This is a genomic window from Pseudomonas sp. S30_BP2TU TE3576 (assembly GCF_050436025.1).
GTDB lineage: Bacteria > Pseudomonadota > Gammaproteobacteria > Pseudomonadales > Pseudomonadaceae > Aquipseudomonas.
This window is the reverse complement of the sequence record NZ_JBNDLK010000001.1, coordinates 317,993-335,569: the sequence shown is the minus strand read 5'-3', so window position 1 is coordinate 335,569 and position 17,577 is coordinate 317,993. Positions and strand designations below refer to the sequence as shown.

Below are 17,577 nucleotides of genomic sequence, written 5' to 3'. Positions count from 1 at the left end.
GCCCGCTCCCACATTGTGGTTGGTGAGTTACAGCCAGTAACTCACCGCATACCAGCCCAATATCCCCATCACCACGGTGTACGGCAACGCCATCCAGACCATCCGCCCATAAGACAGGCGCACCAGCGGTGCAATCGCCGAGGTCAGCAAAAACAGGAACGCCGCCTGACCATTGGGTGTCGCCACGCTCGGCAGGTTGGTGCCGGTATTGATCGCAATGGCCAGCGTTTCGAAATGCTCGCGAGTCATCTCACCCGCCATGAATGCACGCTTCACTTCAGTGATGTAAATGGTTGCCACGAACACGTTGTCGCTGATGGCGGACAACAGGCCGTTGGCAATGAACAGCATGCCCGGTTGTTGGTCCGCTGGTAGTGCCAGTACCCACTGGATCAACGGTGTGAACAGTTGCTGGTCATGAATCACCGCGACCACGGCGAAAAACACCACCAGCAAGGCGGTGAACGGCATGGCGTCCTTGAACGCGGTGCCGAGGCGGTGTTCGTCGGTGATGCCGGTAAAGGCCGTGATCAATACGATCACCATCAAGCCGATCAAGCCCACTTCGGCAATGTGAAACGCCAGCCCGGCAATCAGGATCAATGCGGCAAAGCCCTGGACCAGGAGCGCTGCACGCTGGCGAGAGGTGCGCGCGGCGTTGTCTTCGGCGGCGTAGTTGGCCAGCACCGCTCGGACGTTGTCCGGCAGCAACGTGCCGTATCCGAACCAGCGCAACTTTTCCAGCAGGACGCATGTCACCAATCCGGCTCCCAGCACCGGCAGGGATACCGGCGCAACCTTGGAAAAGAACTCGGAGAAGTGCCAACCCATTTCATGGCCGATCAGCAGGTTCTGCGGCTCGCCGACCAGCGTGCAAACGCCACCCAGTGCGGTGCCCACGGCACCGTGCATCAGCAGGCTGCGCAGAAAAGCGCGGAACTGTTCGAGATCGTCGTGATGCAGGGTGGGCAGATGTTGGTCGTCGTTGAACTCGCTGTCCTGACGCGGATCGTTACCGGAGGCGACACGGTGATACACCGAGTAAAAACCCACGGCGGCACTGATGATCACGGCGGTCACGGTCAAGGCATCGAGAAACGCCGACAGAAAGGCCGATAAAAAACAGAACATCAGCGCCAGCAGGGCCTTGGAACGAACCCCGAGCAGCAAGCGCGAGAACAGGTACAGCAACAAGTCCTTCATGAAGTAGATGCCGGCTACCATGAACATCAGCAGCAGGATCACCGGGAAGTTGTGCAGCAACTCGTCGTATAGCGCCTGGGGCGTGGTCATCTTCAGCAACAGGGCTTCAATCATCAGCAGGCCGCCGGGCATCAGCGGATAGCATTTGAGCGCCATGGCCAGGGTGAAGATGAACTCCAGCACCAGCAGCCAGCCGGCAGCCACCGGGCCTGCGGTCCACAGCACCAGGGCATTGAGGATGAGGAAGCCGACGATGCAGGCCTTATACCAACGGGGCGAGTGCCCGAGAAAGTTGTGCGCGAACGCATGGGCCATTGAACCGGACATCGGCTGCTCCTTGTTTTAAGAAGCGCGCAACTTGCCGCAAGCGGGCGAGAAGATCAAGCACGGGAAAAACGCAGGTGTTTATCCCAAATAGCGTGCGATGACCGCCTTGTAATTGCCGTGCAGTGAATAGCCTCCCGCAACGATGTTTCCATCGGCCTGCACGGCGACACACGTGGCGGTATCCCGGTGGGGGCCGAGGCGGGTACGCGTACAGCCGCAGCCTTTGCCAAAGTGGCGATCGGGACGGCCGTTGGGCAGGTATCGCCCCAGAATGAAGTCTGCTTCAACGCCGCCGATGGTGGCGCCCGCCGTCAGCACACCGCCATCGGGCTGTAACTGCGCGGCGTTCCACTGGCATCCGCTGTGACCGATTACCAGCCGCTGCGGTTTTCCGCCGTTGCAATGAGTGTCGGGGCGGCCGTTGCTGTGCATTTTAAAGGTCAGGCAGTGCATCGGCTCGCGACTGCTGCCAAAACACAGGATGTCACCTTCGTTTTGCTGGACCACCTGACTGACCCGGGCACCATGCCCTTGCGCCTTGAAGGCCATGAATCCATCCACGGCAAACTTGTCGTCGAGGCGCCCGTCAGGGTGATAGCGTGCCAGCAAGCCTTCTTCAGGGAAGTTGATCGATCCACCGACCAGAATCCGGCCATCACGTTGTAGCGTCAGGCTGCTGAGCCAGGTGTTCATCAGCAGGTGCCTGACCACGACAAAGCCGCGGTCGTTGAACGAGTAGTCCAGCGAGCCTTCGACATCCAGCCGTATCAACATACCGGCGTGATCAGCCGGTTCGTAGTGATGGTTGGCCAGAATCAGGATTCGACCGTCTTGTTGCACGCCGACATCGCAGGCTTCGGCGCCCGGCACACCGGGCGGGAGACAGGCATTGCGCATGCCCAGGGACAGACCACCCGGCAATCGCACGACACGGCAGCCATTATCACCAAAGCGGCGAATCAGGCGACCCTCTTGATCCAGCAACGCCAGGGCCGGGAGCGTGCGGCGTGCGTTTTCGTATTGCAGGCCGGCCAACAGGATAGTGCCGTCGGGCATGACCAGGACCTTTGTGCCCATGGCTTCGAACCCAGGCTCGAATTGCCCGATGACACTGCCTTGTTGGCCGAATGCGAGGTCTGCGGAACCATCCTTCAGCAGGCGGGCCAGGCCAAAGCGACTGCCATCGGCCATGACGACTTTTGCGGCTACCAGCAAGCGACCCTGCGCATCGATCGCAATGCCATTGGCCTGGCTGGAAAGGCTGTCGGCGAAATACACTTGGGTCTTGCCGTTGGCGGCAAACGTCGTATCGAGGGTCCCGGCGTTGTTCCGGGTGGCGGGGTAGGCAAAGGCCGGCTGGATTGACATGCACCGCATCTCCTTGCGCGTCGTCACGGTCCAGAAGTTTGGGTGGCGACTTATAAGGAAAATATTCAATCCCTGAATCAAGGGATGCACAACGGCAAGAACTAACAGACGGAGGGTCGTTGTGTGCCACAACAGTGTCTTTTCGAACCATTGGCAAGCCTGCAAAGTATCAGGCGTATGCAAAGTTCGAAATAAACGGCGTCAAGAAGTGCGCATGGCCAGAAAAACCAGCGAACTAATGACTGGAGGAGGGTGCGGATTACCCCGGAGCAATCCGCATAACAATTAGTGCGGCATCGACCACGACTGCAGCGTGTAGCCTTCCTGGCTCAATTCGGCGCGGGCCTGTTCCAGCAGCAGTTCGAGTTGTGCGGGATCGGAGTAAGCGCTGCTTGGGATCTGCTTGCGGCCAATGCTGGTGCTGGTGCGGTCGATAACGGTCAGGCTGAGTTCGCCATTACCGTCCTGTGGAGCCCAGGCCACGCATTTGAATGGTTTAAATGCGCGGTCGGCAATCAGAAGTGCTTCGTTGATACGGAGCGGGGCGTTCATGGGGTCTTCCTCTGCATGCCCAATCAAGTGATGTGCCGACGGTTGGGCTTACCGTTCGGCTGGTTACTTGTACTGATGCCCGCAACCGGGGTGTGGGTCACACACAATCAAAAAAAATTTCCACTTTATTTCAAATGCTCAAGAATGAGCCTGGCATTGAAAGCTGAATGAAAGGAAAGAGTCGTTAGGTAACTAACAAAGTCGCATCTTATAACTGCTTGTATAGCCCCTCTATAGTTAAACGGTACAAGAGCCTGTCAAATTCTTGCTAATGTTACAGTCAGGTCTGCCAAACGACTGTTTTTAATAAAATTTCTTAAATTTGGCGCCAAGGAACAGTCATGAGTAATGCGCCTGCTTTACGACGTCTATTAGTGGTGGACCCTTGCGACGATTGCTATCGTCTGATCCCAGGATTGCGCTCTGCAGGTTGGGACGTTGACAGCTGCACGCTGGAGAACGCCGCTGACCGAACCTGTGACGTGGGCTTGTTACGCTTGCAGCCCTTTCACCTTGAGCACCCTGACGCCGTCAAGGAGTTGATCAGCCGCAGTGGCACCGAGTGGATAGCCGTACTCAATCAGGAAGTGCTGCGACTGCAAAATGTCGGTGACTTCGTCTGTGAGTGGTTTTTTGACTTTCATACCTTGCCATTCGATGTGTCCCGGGTTCAGGTAACGCTGGGCCGGGCGTTTGGAATGGCGCGGTTGCGCGGGCAGGGCACGGTCCATATTGACCAGCCCGAGCACGAGTTGCTGGGCGACAGCAAACCTATCCGTGAACTGCGAAAATTGTTGAGCAAACTGGCTCCGACCGAATCTCCGGTGTTGATTCGGGGGGAGAGCGGTACTGGCAAAGAACTGGTCGCACGAACCCTGCATCGTCAGTCCCAGCGTCACAGCAAACCCTTTATTGCGATCAATTGTTGTGCAATTCCCGAGCATTTGATCCAGTCCGAGTTGTTTGGCCATGAGAAAGGGGCATTTACCGGTGCGCACCAGCGCAAGGTCGGACGGATAGAAGCCGCCAACGGTGGCACCCTGTTTCTCGACGAGATCGGTGACCTGCCACTGGAGTTGCAGTCCAACCTGTTGCGGTTCCTCCAGGAAAAGCACATAGAGCGGGTGGGCGGCAGTCAGCCGATTCCGGTGGACGTGCGGGTTTTGGCGGCGACGCACGTCGACCTTGAGGCCGCCATCGAGAAGAGACGCTTTCGCGAAGACTTGTATTACCGCTTGAACGTATTGCAAGTGGTGACCGTTCCGCTGCGCGAGCGCTATGGCGACCTGGCGACGCTGGCCAACCACTTCTCCCATTTCTATAGCCATGAAACCGGGCGTCGCCCACGCAGTTTCAGCGAAGACGCGTTGATTGCCATGGGCAAACACGACTGGCCAGGCAATGTTCGCGAATTGGCGAATCGTGTTCGTCGCGGGCTGGTGTTGGCCGAAGGCAGGCAGATCGAGGCCCGTGATCTGGGATTGATCAGCCAGCAGGCAATCGCCGCGCCGATGGGCACCCTCGAAGAATACAAGGCCCGGGCTGAACGCCAGGCGTTGTGCGATGTATTGAACCGCCACAGCGACAACCTGAGTGTCGCCGCCAAAGTATTGGGTGTGTCGCGACCGACCTTCTACCGGTTGTTGCACAAGCACCAGATTCGCTAAACCCCAGCCTGAAACAAAAAAAACACTGCGATTGAAATCGCAGCGTTTTTTTGTTCGGGTCAGAAGTAGTAAGGGAATTTCAGGCTGAACTGGAAGTCCGGGGCATCGTCCGTCATGCCGATGGACAGGTTCGGTACGATGGTCAGGTTGTCGGTGGCCGCGATGGTCATGCCGATATTGAAGTAACCGGCGTTGGCATCGCTGGATACCACCGATTGCCAATCCCCGCCATCTTCCTTGAGCTGGCTTTTGCGTTGCACCAGGTCAGAGACCGAGAACGACATACTCATCTTTTCGTTCAAGGCGAACGCAATACCGGCGCCAATCTGGAAGCTGTCGCCAATGCGTACTTTGCCAGGTGTCTTGACCGCCGGGTTGGAGCTGATGTCGTCGAAAGAGTCTTCCAGGTTGTGCGTGTAGGACAGGCTGCCGAACAGCACGGCCGGATCGAACGTCTTGACCAGCGAGATCCCCGGTGTAATCGACCAGACGCCATTACCGGTAGGCAAGGACTCAGGCACGGCCAGGTTGGAGTTGTCGTCCACCCGAACCAGTTTGATGCCGAACGGGTCTTTGCCGGTCGGCGCCTTGACGCGCAAGGTCACCACGGCATCCGGGGTGTTGGCCGATTCGTCGAGGAATTTGTAGGCGATACCAAAGTTGACGTCACCAATGGTCGGGTCTTCTTTGACGGTATCTTCGCTGGTGACGTTTGCCGTGCCGTTATTGCCACCACCGGACTGATAGGTGGACTGACGGTAGACCACCGGCACGTTCAGGTCGAACTGCCAGCGATTGTTGAAGTTGTAGCGGCCGGTGAGGTCCAGCGTCCAGGTGTCGGCCTTGATCCGGTCCAGGTTGATGGCACCGAGAAAGATCGAGTCCAGGGCGAGAAAACCGTTGAGGACCAGTTGGCGGGTATCGTATCGGGAGTAGGTTATCCCGGTTTCGACGCTGAACTTGCCACCGCCGAAGAACCCGCTGGCCTCGTCATACAGGTTTGAAACGCTTTGCGCCGGTTGTGAGTCATCGGCCAGCGATTGTCCATAGGAGCTGCCGCTGCCCCCGGCGGCGCCCCCTGAAGCCGCTGCGGCACCGGTGCCAGTGGCGACATTTTGATTGCCCTTGAGATCCGCTGGCGACTTGGCCAGGCGTTTGGGAGGGGGCGAAGCGGGCTGGTCTTCGACCTGGCGGACCCGTTGTTCGAGAACCGCCAGGGCTTTTTGCTGGACTTCGTATCGTTGTTTCAACTCCAGCAGTTCTTGTTTGAGAGCCTGCAGTTCCGCGTCTGGTGCTGCCTGTAACATCGCCGCCGGAAGTAGAGTGCTCAAACATAAAACTGCATGCAGTGATACCGATCGGTACATGAAAAAGCCGTCCATTTGTGCCCAATGGTCGTGATTTAGCGTAGCTCAATACCCCAAGGTCCGTAATGCAGCGAGTTGGTTCAGGTTGTAGCCCAATCCACCAGCTCTCGGGCCTTTATTGTCGAGCACTACATTGAGTCGAGTCATGTTGTTGACCACATTGCTGTTGCCCAGCAACCGGGTGTCTTGCAGTAACCCGCCTTGGGCGATTTGTTGCAGGCTTGAGCCCTGGTTGTTGTTGGCGGTAATGGCCACCTGAACACCGCCGCCGGTCGCGGACACAGCGACACTGCCTGCAGCATTGCTGCCGGTGATGGTTTGACCGGCTATCAGCGCCTGGCCCCGGCTCGGCACCGGCGCAGGGGCCGTGCTGGCCTCTTTGACGTTGATGGCGATCTTGTTGTTTGAACTGTTGCCATCGCCTGCAGCCCGTGTGACCTGGGTGATGCCTTGAGAGGTGCTCAGCCCGGCGCCACCCGTTACATGACCGGTACCCGAGTTGGGCGAACCGCCTTTACCGTTGTGTTTGATGGTTGAAACGTAGAACTCGGGCTTGACCGTTTCGGCTTGAAGACGCATCGAGGTGGTTGCCCCGATCAGATCACCACTGGCGTTGCGCCAGGTACTGCTCATGACAACGCCGAAGCTGATGATCCGCCCCGGCATCACATACCGGCCACGCAACTCGGCCAGCTCCTGGTCCTTGATTTCGATGGGTCTGAACTCATCAGCAAAACCTGAAGTGGTCGCTGCCAGACAGGCAGTGACCACCCAATACGAGGTTTTCATTTGCTGCTCCCGGAGCATCCTGCCCCCTGTCATCTTATTGGCGATTAAAAGAAGTCGCTCTGTATGAAACCAAATTCCATCAATTCAGCATCTTTGACCGGGTGGAAATTATCCATCTTGTTTTTGGCAGTCAACGGTTCCGGTGGACTGCGTAACGCATTGGTTTTGTCGTAACCGGGACCGATGATAGCGAAGACAATGCCATTCCAGCCTTTGACAAAGTCATCATGGGAGTAGCGTTTGTGACCGAGCACCGGGTCGCCGATGTAGACCCAGTTCTTGTCCGCCCGCTGCAACACCACGAAGTGCTTGTAGCCGCGAATTTCCATCAGTACTACCACCGGAATCGTTACGGCATCGAGTCTTTCAGGCGGGATCTTGTAGCCCCGGGCGCGCATGCCGATGCTTTCTATGTAGCGCTTCATGTCCAGCATGGAAAAACCCTGGGTACGTACAAGGTCCTGGTCGGCGTAGACCAGCATGCCTTTGATGATGTGCTCCTCATCGACGTCGAGCCAATAGGCCTGGCGGAGTATCGTTGCAAGCGCGGCGGCGCCGCAGCTGAAATCGGTTTTCTGTTCGACGATGTCGCTGAACTTGCGCTCACGCAAACTCTGTACGTGCTTGTACACCAGCACGCCGCCCGGCAGGGCGGCAACCGGCATCTGTGCAGCCTGGGTCAGGCCAGACAGGCAGAGCAGAGCGAAAAGGGCCGTCTTGCACATGGACGATACGCCTTCAGACCGAGGAAAAGTGCCGTTGCCGAGGCTTTCATGGCGGCCGCGATTATGGGCATGATTTGCAGCCTGCGGCGATCGACAGCGAGTTGCTTTGCTGGTTGCCGACGCCGGACGATACGTTGGCTCCGCCGTTGCCGGAGAAGTTGTTCATCGAGCCCGTGATCGAAGCATTGTTGGTTACGGGAGGTCTCCAGCCTTCTGGCGTCATCACTTGTTGAGTGGATATGCCGGACAGACCGAGTACACCCACGGGTACGAAATCAGTCCTGGCGTTGTTGGTGACGTTCAGCCCGGACGTGCTTTGGTTAGCCGCCGCCGCGGCTACTGCTACACGGCCGCCCGAAACGGCAATCGCCAGGTTGTTTTTCTGTTGGTTGAAGTCGCCGGTGGTCACATTGATGCCGATGTTGCCGGAACCGCTGTTGCCAGCGTTATTGAGCGTTGTGTTGTTGGTGTTGGAGTGGTTCCTGGCGGTGTTGCCGTTGCTCTTCTGAGTCGCGCTGGAGACGGTGACGGCGGAGCCGAAGATAAAGGCTTCGTCCGCCGTGGCAAGGGCGGCGGCGTTGTCTTGCTGGTTGCCGTTACCGGCTGCAACGTTGGCGCCTATGTTGCCGTTGGAGTTGTTCAGGGAGTTATCGATTTTGGCGTCGTTTTTGGTGCCCCGGTTCACTACCCCGCTGTCACTGCTTTCCTGCGAGTCCAGCACGGCGGCCCCGGCGCCTGCTGTTATCTGCATGATTTGTTCCAGCGTCGGGCCTTTGGGCTGATCGTTGTTGCCTTGTCCATTGCCCTGCGCGTGATCATCAAGACCACCTGCTTGTGCTGCGAATGCCATCACAGCTGCCAGAGCGAAAGCCAGTGGTTTGAGAGCCGTTGTCGGGTTCATGGTGTTTCTCCGTACTCATTAGTCAGTCAAGTCTTGGTGCTTCCCTGATCGCACTGTATCGGGGGTCAGTCAGTGACCCGGATGCTCAGGGTGTTAGCCATTCGGTTCCCCACCCCGGCACTCTGGTTCACCTGGATCACTCCCCGGCTGCCGGTGAAGGCCTGGTCGCTTGTCACGACCTGGCGACTGCCGGTTGGGGTGCCAGTTGCTCCGGAGTTCGGTAACAACGCCACGTTCTGTTGAGAAAGGGCACTATCGTCAACGGCTTGCGGTGCCGCACCGATGCTGATGCGCATCGCATTGGTCATCTGGTTGTTGGTCCCGGCGCCCTGGTTGACGCCCAGTACGCCAATGCCATTGCTGAAGGACGTTCCGCCGATATTGGCCGTCGAGTCCATCGACGGATTGGCGGGCGTAGTGATTGTCTGCTTGACGCTGGTGGTCGCGTCGGCTTCGGTACCAATGGCGAGCGCGCGGACGTTGACCTGCTGCTGTTGATCACCGGCTGCCTGGTTGACATTGAAGTTGCCCCGGTATTGAGTACCGGAATCGTGGATGGTGGCGGTATTCACCGAGCTGACGCCCGAATCGGCCATCACGCCGGTGCAGCCGAACAGGGCAAGTAACAGGGCAGGTAAAAGAAGGGAACGATCCATCTCATTGGCCTCCCGCCATTTTGCCCAGTGAGCCGAGGCCGCTGTTCATGGCGCGATTGATGGTTCCGGAGATTGCGCTGCCACTGCCACCACCGTGGCCAACGGACATGCCGGGCAAACCGTTGGGGTTGGTGACGACATTGAAACCCTGCATGCCACCCAGGTTTTGCCCATTGTTGCGAAGGGTCGTTCCGGTGGTTACCCCGGCAATATCGGCGTCGCTGAGTTCGCCGATGACGCGGGCCGACGGGTTGGCATTGATGGTGGCCGGGTTCGGATCTCTGCCGCCGCTGCGACCGATGGAAGTTGAGTGGAGGGTACGATCAAGCACAATGACACCGTTGCCTTCGGCTTGTACGTTGAAACTGAGCAAAATGCTGCCCGCGCCCGCAATAAGCAGGAGGCACGTCAGGCCTTTTTTATTGAACATCCTCACGACGGTCATTCCTTCATTTTTGGGCTGGCCCTGGTCAGCTGTATAAAGGAGCGAGCGAAAGCTGTGCCGGCTTTTGAATATCTTGTTAATTCAATAGCTTACGGATGTTGCACGGGAACCCTTTGCCGAGGATGTTTCAACGGTGAGACAAAACCATTCGCTGGCAGCCCGGAAATGTGGGTAAACCGCTCTGGAACAAGGGTTTCATTGATGTTGTATCAATGCCTTTACAAGTCCGGTGAGCAAACGATGAAGGGCGCTGAAACGGGCCGTTTGAGACAGGGAGGGTGTTTCAGAGTCGGACATTTTTCCCTAAAGGGAGGGGGAATTGCCCCAAACGCCGTTCAGGCGTCGAGCAAACGGGTTACGGCGTTGAGTGCCTGGGATCGGCGTTCTGCCCAATCTCCGTGCAATACTTCAACGGGCTGTGCGTGATGTTCAAGCCAGTCGAGCGTCTGATCGAAAAATGCCTGGCGCTCACTCAATCGGGGTTGGCAACGCTGGCCGTCGTCTGTCCATTCGACGTGTTCCGGCGACAACAGCAGGTGCAAGTCGTAATGCCGGGCCAGTAGTGCTTGTTCAATCCAGGCAGAACAATCGCCAAACAGGGTCTGGCTCCAGAGGATGTTGCTCAGCAGGTGCGTGTCGAGGATGAGCAAAGACGGTTGTTGCGCCCGCGCTGCGTCTTCCCATGCCAATTGACCGCGGGCAATCTCCGGAATGTCGGCCAATGTGGTGTCCCGAGGATTCTGCTCAATGAATCGGCGCACATACTCGTCGACCAGAATCCCGCCGAAACGCTGTTGCAACTCGGCCGCCAGCCAGCTTTTACCGCTGGATTCGGGGCCGGTGAGTACCAGAACTTTCATGCGCGCAATGCCGGATCGGCGCGCCATTCGCGCCAGCCCTGCACGGCGATAACGGTGAATAACCCGTACAGGGTGGCGGTCAGGTACAGGCCCTTATAGATGAACAACCCGACGAAAATCACATCCAGGGCGATCCACAACGGCCAGCACTGGACACGTTTTTGCGCCATCCAGACCTGCGCCACCAGGCTGAACCCGGTCAGCGCTGCATCGAGCCAGGGTTGCGCAGCGTCGGTCCAGTGGGCCATGGCCGCCCCCAGCAACAGACTGCCGAGTGCGCCAATAGCAAGGCTCAACGCCACAGACCGGGTATCGAGCCGACTGACTTCGCGGCCATGGGTGGTTTCGCCAACCTGCGTCCACTGCCACCAGCCGTAAAGCTGCAAAGCGGCATAGACGACTTGCAGCAGCATGTCCGAATACAGCTTCACCTCAAAAAAGATCCAGCTATAAAGCAGCACCATGACCAGGCCGATGGGCCAGCACCAGGCATTCTGTTTGACCGTCAGCCAGACGGCAATGACACCGAGGGCGGCGGCAAACAGTTCAAGCCCGGACATGGAGGTTCCTTGGAGAAATCGAAGAGGGGGCGGATTGTACCCGGATTGGCATCAGGAATCCTGTGGCGAAGGGCCGTGCTCCGATAACGCGGCAGCGCCAATCGGACTTGTCTGATAGGATTTCGGCCCCGTACGGATAAACCCGAATCAGGGTTGTTTTTTCACAGGATTTTTACGGTTCTGTGGTAATCCTTGATGCGCGGGGCTTCAGTTACGCTGATCGCGATGAAAGCTTTTGAAAAATACTAACGGGGCATGCCGGTGCGCATAGCCTTTTGGGGGATTGATGGATTTTTGGACCGCCTTTCAGGCATTGATTCTTGGGGTTGTAGAAGGGCTGACCGAGTTCCTGCCCATTTCCAGTACCGGCCACCAGATCATCGTGGCCGACTTGCTCGGCTTCGGGGGCGAGCGGGCGATGGCGTTCAACATCATTATTCAGTTGGGTGCAATCCTGGCAGTGGTGTGGGAGTTTCGACGCAAGATCTTCGACGTGGTCATCGGTCTGCCGACCCAGCCGGGCGCTCGACGGTTTACCGCGAACCTGTTGATCGCGTTCTTGCCGGCCGTGGTGTTGGGCGTCATCTTCGCCGACCTGATCCACCAGTACCTGTTCAATCCGATCACCGTGGCAACGGCGCTGGTAGTGGGCGGGTTCATCATGTTGTGGGCCGAGCGCCGTCAGCATGAAGTACACGCCGAAACGGTGGATGACATCACCTGGAAAGATGCCCTGAAAGTTGGCTTCGCCCAATGCCTGGCCATGATTCCGGGCACGTCGCGTTCGGGCTCGACGATCATCGGCGGGTTACTGTTCGGCCTGTCGCGCAAGACGGCTACCGAGTTCTCGTTCTTCCTGGCAATGCCCACCATGGTCGGCGCGGCAGTGTACTCGGGCTATAAATACCGTCACCTGTTTGTCCCGGCGGATTTCCCGGTGTTCGCAATCGGCTTCGTCACGGCATTCGTCTTCGCGATGATTGCGGTCCGTGGGCTGCTCAAGTTCATCGCCAACCACAGCTATGCGGCGTTTGCCTGGTACCGCATTGTGTTCGGCCTGATCATCCTGGCGACCTGGCAATTTGGCTGGGTCGACTGGAGCGCGGCCAAGCCGTGAGTGATTCGCGCTCGCGCAACAACCCCGGGCGCCAGTCCGGGGGACAGATCCGCCATTCGCGGCTGAAGTGGCTGGTGTTTGCCATCCTGTGCGCGTTGCCGCTGTCGGGTTCGGTGTCGACATGGCTGCACGGGGAGTCGTTGATTCCCCTCGCGGCCTATGGCACCGTCAGCGTCGTGACGTTTTTCCTGTACTGGAACGACAAGCGCAAGGCGCGCGCCGATCAATGGCGGACGCCGGAAAACGTCTTGCATGCGCTGGAGTTCGCCGGAGGCTGGCCCGGCGCCTTGTTGGCCCAGCAAGCGTTTCGGCACAAAACCCGCAAAGTCTCGTTCCAGTTGGTGTTCTGGATCATCGTGCTGTTGCACCAGGTGTTCTGGATCGATCACCTGTTTCTCGGTGCACACCTGTTCGCCTTGTTCTAATAAAGAACGCCCTAAAGCAACAGGCCGACTTGAGTGCGCTTGGGCAGTTTGCTCACCACCAATTGGTGGGAGCGCCGCAGTAATCCCTGTAGTTCTTCGCCTCCGAGCGGGTAGGGCGTTTCCATGATGATCCACTGGGCGCGCGCCAGATAAGGCGCCGGATGAATCCCCGGGCGGTCGCAGTGACCGAGAAACAAATCCTTGTCGACCTTGAGGGCCAGGGAGTCACCCCGCAGGCCCTGTAAGGCGAACATCTTGTTCCCGGCAATCGAAAACACCCGTACGCCTCCCCATTTATAGTCTTCCCGCGCTCCGGGCAGGGCGAGGCAAAATTTCGCGACATCCTCTTCGCTCATCCGTCCAGCTTTCATAACAATCGTTCCCCACAGGCATTGAAGGATTCGACCAAATGGTCAATCCAGGCGCGCACCGCCGGCATCACCCCTCGTCGATGAGGATAGACCGCTTGCAACCAGCCACCGGGCAGCGACCACTCGGGCAACAACTGCACCAGTGAGCCGTTTTCCAGTTCCTGCTCGCAATACATCATGGGCAGCATCGTGAAGCCCAGACCGGAGAGGGTACTGGCCTTGCGCACGATAAAGTCATCGATGCCCAGCCGGGCCTCAAGCGCGAGTTCACAACTTTTGCCTTTTTGATCCAGCATGCGGATGTGCACCATGCGGTCGGCTTCCAGGGCACCGAGTACCGGCAGGCTTTTCAGATCCTCGGGATGGTTGATCTCACGGCCAACGAGGAAACCGGGGCTGGCGACCATCAGCATCTGCGCCTGACGCAGGCGGCGGGTGACCAGCAGCGGGTCTTCGTCGCCCAGTTCCCGCACACGCAGGGCTACGTCAATGCCTTCGTTTACCAGGTCGACCCGCCGGTTGAGCAACATGACCTCCAACTGGACTTGCGGAAACCGTTCGAGAAAGTCGCTGATTACTCCCGGCAATATTTCGTGGGCCAGCCCAACCGGGCAGGACACCCGTAATCGCCCACGGGGTTCGCTGGACATGCTGGCCACGGCCTCGTCGGCCATTTCCGCCTCCAACAGCATCGCCTGGCAGTGCCTGAGGTAACGCTCACCCACGGCGGTCAGCTTCAGCTGTCGGGTCGTGCGTTGCAGCAATCGTGCGCCCAGGCGTTCTTCCAGTTCGGCAATGCGGCGGGACAGTCGTGACTTGGGGATGCCCAGCAAACGCCCGGCCGCCGCGAAACCATCGGCTTCCACGACTTTGGCGAAGTAATACAGGTCGTTGAGGTCTTGCATGATGTGAGCCTGATTGTTCTATCTGTGAGACGAACTATCGCATTGTTGCCGACTAATCAGCTATTGGTTTCGTCTGTAGGATTAGTCCCATCAGATCGCCCTTGTGGGCGATCCTCACTTGGAGATCCCACATGAAACTGCTGCATATCGATTCGAGCATTCTGGGCGACAACTCGGCCTCCCGTCAGCTGAGCGGCGAAGTCGTCAAAGCCTGGCAAGCCGCCGAGCCAACCGCCGTGGTGACCTACCGCGACCTGGCCGCCGACGCGATCAGCCACTTCTCTGCCACCACCCTGGTTGCTGCCGGCACCACCGCTGAACTGCGCAACGCCGCACAACAGCACGAAGCCGAACTGAGCGCCTCGACCCTGGCCGAATTCCTTGCCGCCGATGCCGTGGTGATTGCCGCACCGATGTACAACTTCACCATCCCGACTCAACTGAAGGCGTGGATTGACCGCATCGCCGTTGCCGGTCAGACCTTCCGTTACACCGAAGCCGGCCCTGAAGGCCTGTGCGGTGGCAAGAAAGTCGTGATCGTCTCGACTTCCGGCGGCATTCACGCCGGTCAGGCCACCGGTGTTGCCCACGAAGAATATTTGAAGCTGCTGTTCGGTTTCATCGGCATCACCGACATCGAAATCGTCCGCGCCGAAGGCTTGGCCTACGGTGACGATGTTCGCAACAAAGCCATGAGCGCTGCTCACGCGCAAATCAGCGAGCAGTTGTTCGCCGCCGCGTAAGGCTTGCGTAAAAGTAGGCAAGCGTTCAGGTAAAGCAAAAAAAACTCTGTATTCTGGTTACGCAAGTACCAGATACGGAGTTTTTTGTTTCTGGTCATTGCAGTTTGTGGCCTGACTTATGCAGTCAAGGGTTCACGTCTCAAGTCCGGTAACAAGGTGGGGCATCCCATGATGCGTCTTTGTGCAACTTTACTGATTTGTCTGCTCAGCAGCCTGAATACAGTGCACGCCGCGCCTGCACCGCATCCTCACTGGAGCGTCGGCTTCCATGAGATGACTTTTCTCGATCCACTGGACCTGCAGCCGATGCGCGCCATCGCCTTCTATCCTTCCAGTGACTGGGAGCACACCAGCAAACTTGAGGGTTACACCGTCGAAGCCGGGGAAGATACCAAAGTCGCCATTGGCCGGTTCCCGATGCTGATGCTATCCCACGGTAACACCGGCACCCCGCTGGCCCTGCACGACCTTGCCACGTCGCTGGCGCGTAAAGGTTTTGTCGTGGTGGCGGTGATTCACCCCGGTGACAACTCCAAAGATCACAGCCGTCTCGGTACTTTGAGTAACCTGTACGGCCGGCCGATCCAGATTTCCGAAGCCATCACCGCCACCTTGGGCGACCGTATGCTGTCGCCGTTCGTCAATGCCGACCAGGTGGGGGTCATCGGCTATTCGGCCGGTGGCGAGACCGCATTGATTCTGTCCGGCGCGACCCCGGATCTGGATCGCCTGCGCCGTTACTGCCAGGAGCGTCCGGATGACCGCGATGCCTGCAACACCCAGGGCGAATTGATTGTTGACCGCGATGACCTGCAACCGGTCGCTGATCCTCGCGTCCACGCCTTGATGCTGATGGCGCCGCTGAGCCTGAAGTTCGGCCGCCACACCCTGGCCGATGTGCATGTGCCGGTGCTGCTGTACAGCGGTGATGGCGACAAACTGGTGGCTGTCGACAAGAACGCCGCAGCCCTGGCACGCAAACTGCCGACGGCGCCTGACTTCAGGTTACTGGCCGGGGCAGGGCACTTCGTGTTCATGGCGCCGTGCAATGACGAACAGATCGTGATCATGCCCGCGCTGTGCACCGATGCCGATGGCGTCGACCGGCAAGATATTCACCGCAACCTGATTTCCGAGGCTGGAAGTTTTTTCTCGCGCACCCTGGGCAGAGCGACCCGGGCCGGGATGCAGACCGCCGATCAGTAAGTTTCCTCGACCCTCTGTGGGAGCGGGCTTGCTCGCGAAGGCGGTGTGTCAGGCAATACATATGCCTACTGTCACACCGCGTTCGCGAGCAAGCCCGCTCCCACATTAAGCCATCGCCCGGCGCTTGAGCAGCAGGGTCAGCCCCAGGCCCGTCACCGACAACAACGCCGCACTGAAGAAAATCCACGCATAACCCAGGTTCAACGCCACGGCGCCCATCAACGGGCCGGCGATTGCCAGCGCCAGGTCGAAAAACACCGCATAAGCACTCAAGCCCGCGCCCCGGCTGGAGTCAGGCACCTGTTTGATGGCCTCGACACCCAGTGCCGGGTACACTAGGGACAGACCGAATCCGGTCAGCCCGGCGCCAATCAGCGCGTACCCGGTCGACGGTGCCAGCCACAGCAGCACCAGGCCAACCGTCTCGATGCACATGCAGGCAATGGCCGACATGAACCCGCCGAAACGACTGATGGCGGAAATGAACAGCAGTCGCGACAGGATGAAACACACACCAAATACGGTCAGGCAGTAGGCCGCGCCGGTCCAGCCGCGATTGACGTAATACAAGGTGATAAAGGTGGTCAGGGTGCCGTAGCCAATGGACGCCAGGCTCAGGCTCGCGCCAAACGGCGCAATGCGTCCAAATACCGCCCAGAACGGCAATCGCTCACCGCGCACCACGGGTACCGAGGGCTTGTTGCGAATCAGCAACAGTGCGGCCAGGGCCAGCAGCGACAGGGCGATGCCCAGACTGGTGAAACCGAGTTGTTGGACCATCACCACGCCCAGCGGTGCACCAATGGCAATCGCACCATAGGACGCAATGCCGTTCCAGGAGATCGACCGCGCAGTGTGTTCGGCGCCGACCTGGCCCATGCACCAACTGATAGTGCCGACGCCGATCAACCCTTGGGCGATACCCAGCAACAGGCGGCCGGCGATCAAAATCAGCAGGCTGAGCAAGGGAAAGTCTTGCAACAGGGTCGACAGCAAGGTCAGCAGGCCACTGAGCACAATCCCGGACAAGCCATAAATGATTGCGCGTTTGGTGCCAACGCTGTCCGACATTCGCCCGGCCATGGGCCGGCTGAGCAGGGTGGCGAGGTATTGCGAGCCGATGGTCAGCCCGGCCACGATGGCGCTGAACCCGAGTTGCTCGTGGACATAACCCGGCAATACCGCAATCGGCAAACCAATGCAGAGGAAGGCAATGAAGGTATAAAAAACGATGGAGACGATCTGCAGGGTGATCGCCATGGAGCTTTGCGGAGCGACTTGCTGCACAGACATGAGGGCTCGTTCGCGGGCGGCGGTGGGAGAACTGCATCATGGCGCGGGACAGTGATAAAAGGAAGCAGGCTAACTAATTATTGCTGGTCTTGAGGGC

At 58.5% G+C, this 17,577-nt stretch carries 19 protein-coding genes; 5 read left to right on the top strand and 14 right to left on the bottom strand.

What is annotated here, in order from left to right; translation table 11 throughout:
* Positions 1-27: 27 nt before the first annotated feature.
* From nhaB to ABIA48_RS01365, 3 genes are all read right to left on the bottom strand, one after another.
* A complete protein-coding gene (nhaB, locus tag ABIA48_RS01375; RefSeq protein WP_429486688.1) occupies positions 28-1,530 on the bottom strand; it encodes a sodium/proton antiporter NhaB in 1,503 nt (500 codons plus the stop codon).
* A gap of 78 nt (positions 1,531-1,608) precedes the next feature.
* On the bottom strand, positions 1,609-2,898 hold the full coding sequence (locus tag ABIA48_RS01370) for a hypothetical protein (protein ID WP_429486686.1): 1,290 nt from the start codon (positions 2,896-2,898) through the stop codon (positions 1,609-1,611).
* 285 nt (positions 2,899-3,183) lie between these two features.
* Positions 3,184-3,450, bottom strand: a complete 267-nt coding sequence (locus tag ABIA48_RS01365; protein WP_007983639.1) for a hypothetical protein — start codon at positions 3,448-3,450, stop codon at positions 3,184-3,186.
* 341 nt (positions 3,451-3,791) lie between these two features.
* Between ABIA48_RS01365 and ABIA48_RS01360 the strand changes: the two genes are divergently transcribed.
* Complete coding sequence (locus ABIA48_RS01360) at positions 3,792-5,117, top strand: sigma 54-interacting transcriptional regulator (RefSeq protein WP_429486684.1); 1,326 nt, start codon at positions 3,792-3,794, stop codon at positions 5,115-5,117.
* Positions 5,118-5,176: 59 nt separating this feature from the next.
* On the opposite strand, the gene ABIA48_RS01355 is transcribed toward ABIA48_RS01360, so the two are convergent.
* The 8 genes from ABIA48_RS01355 to pnuC form a co-directional block, all read right to left on the bottom strand.
* A complete protein-coding gene (locus ABIA48_RS01355) occupies positions 5,177-6,484 on the bottom strand; it encodes a hypothetical protein (RefSeq protein ID WP_429486682.1) in 1,308 nt (435 codons plus the stop codon).
* 45 nt (positions 6,485-6,529) lie between these two features.
* Positions 6,530-7,291: a hypothetical protein gene (locus ABIA48_RS01350; RefSeq protein ID WP_429486680.1), complete on the bottom strand. Its 762-nt coding sequence runs from the start codon at positions 7,289-7,291 to the stop codon at positions 6,530-6,532.
* Between the two features lie 26 nt (positions 7,292-7,317).
* The gene (locus ABIA48_RS01345) at positions 7,318-7,998 is read right to left on the bottom strand and encodes a C39 family peptidase (protein ID WP_429486679.1); all 681 of its coding nucleotides are present in this window, start codon (positions 7,996-7,998) and stop codon (positions 7,318-7,320) included.
* A gap of 61 nt (positions 7,999-8,059) precedes the next feature.
* The gene (locus tag ABIA48_RS01340; RefSeq protein WP_429486677.1) at positions 8,060-8,899 is read right to left on the bottom strand and encodes a heme utilization protein; all 840 of its coding nucleotides are present in this window, start codon (positions 8,897-8,899) and stop codon (positions 8,060-8,062) included.
* Between the two features lie 65 nt (positions 8,900-8,964).
* Complete coding sequence (locus ABIA48_RS01335; RefSeq protein ID WP_429486676.1) at positions 8,965-9,555, bottom strand: adhesin; 591 nt, start codon at positions 9,553-9,555, stop codon at positions 8,965-8,967.
* A gap of 1 nt (position 9,556) precedes the next feature.
* Positions 9,557-9,985: a hypothetical protein gene (locus ABIA48_RS01330; RefSeq protein ID WP_429486674.1), complete on the bottom strand. Its 429-nt coding sequence runs from the start codon at positions 9,983-9,985 to the stop codon at positions 9,557-9,559.
* A gap of 350 nt (positions 9,986-10,335) precedes the next feature.
* Positions 10,336-10,860, bottom strand: coding sequence for an AAA family ATPase (locus ABIA48_RS01325; RefSeq protein ID WP_429486672.1), 525 nt, complete (start codon positions 10,858-10,860; stop codon positions 10,336-10,338).
* Positions 10,857-11,420, bottom strand: a complete 564-nt coding sequence (gene pnuC, locus ABIA48_RS01320) for a nicotinamide riboside transporter PnuC (protein WP_429486670.1) — start codon at positions 11,418-11,420, stop codon at positions 10,857-10,859. Before pnuC ends, ABIA48_RS01325 begins: the two co-directional genes overlap by 4 nt.
* A gap of 286 nt (positions 11,421-11,706) precedes the next feature.
* Between pnuC and ABIA48_RS01315 the strand changes: the two genes are divergently transcribed.
* Positions 11,707-12,537, top strand: coding sequence for an undecaprenyl-diphosphate phosphatase (locus ABIA48_RS01315; protein WP_277528805.1), 831 nt, complete (start codon positions 11,707-11,709; stop codon positions 12,535-12,537).
* Positions 12,534-12,962, top strand: a complete 429-nt coding sequence (locus tag ABIA48_RS01310; protein ID WP_429486668.1) for a DUF1294 domain-containing protein — start codon at positions 12,534-12,536, stop codon at positions 12,960-12,962. Before ABIA48_RS01315 ends, ABIA48_RS01310 begins: the two co-directional genes overlap by 4 nt.
* Positions 12,963-12,973: 11 nt before the next feature.
* On the opposite strand, the gene ABIA48_RS01305 is transcribed toward ABIA48_RS01310, so the two are convergent.
* Both ABIA48_RS01305 and ABIA48_RS01300 read right to left on the bottom strand, forming a co-directional pair.
* Positions 12,974-13,333, bottom strand: a complete 360-nt coding sequence (locus ABIA48_RS01305) for an MmcQ/YjbR family DNA-binding protein (RefSeq protein ID WP_429486666.1) — start codon at positions 13,331-13,333, stop codon at positions 12,974-12,976.
* Positions 13,330-14,238 (bottom strand): LysR substrate-binding domain-containing protein, encoded by a 909-nt coding sequence (locus ABIA48_RS01300; RefSeq protein WP_204928733.1) that lies wholly within the window; start codon positions 14,236-14,238, stop codon positions 13,330-13,332. The genes ABIA48_RS01305 and ABIA48_RS01300 overlap by 4 nt, the downstream gene beginning before the upstream one ends.
* A 131-nt stretch (positions 14,239-14,369) precedes the next feature.
* Here ABIA48_RS01300 and ABIA48_RS01295 point away from each other — a divergent pair, with 131 nt between their 5' ends.
* Positions 14,370-14,981 (top strand): FMN-dependent NADH-azoreductase, encoded by a 612-nt coding sequence (locus ABIA48_RS01295; RefSeq protein WP_429486664.1) that lies wholly within the window; start codon positions 14,370-14,372, stop codon positions 14,979-14,981.
* A 168-nt stretch (positions 14,982-15,149) separates the two neighbouring features.
* Positions 15,150-16,187: an alpha/beta hydrolase family protein gene (locus ABIA48_RS01290; RefSeq protein WP_429486662.1), complete on the top strand. Its 1,038-nt coding sequence runs from the start codon at positions 15,150-15,152 to the stop codon at positions 16,185-16,187.
* A gap of 105 nt (positions 16,188-16,292) precedes the next feature.
* Here ABIA48_RS01290 and ABIA48_RS01285 read toward each other — a convergent pair whose 3' ends face one another.
* Positions 16,293-17,480 (bottom strand): MFS transporter, encoded by a 1,188-nt coding sequence (locus tag ABIA48_RS01285; protein WP_429486660.1) that lies wholly within the window; start codon positions 17,478-17,480, stop codon positions 16,293-16,295.
* Positions 17,481-17,577 lie beyond the last annotated feature (97 nt).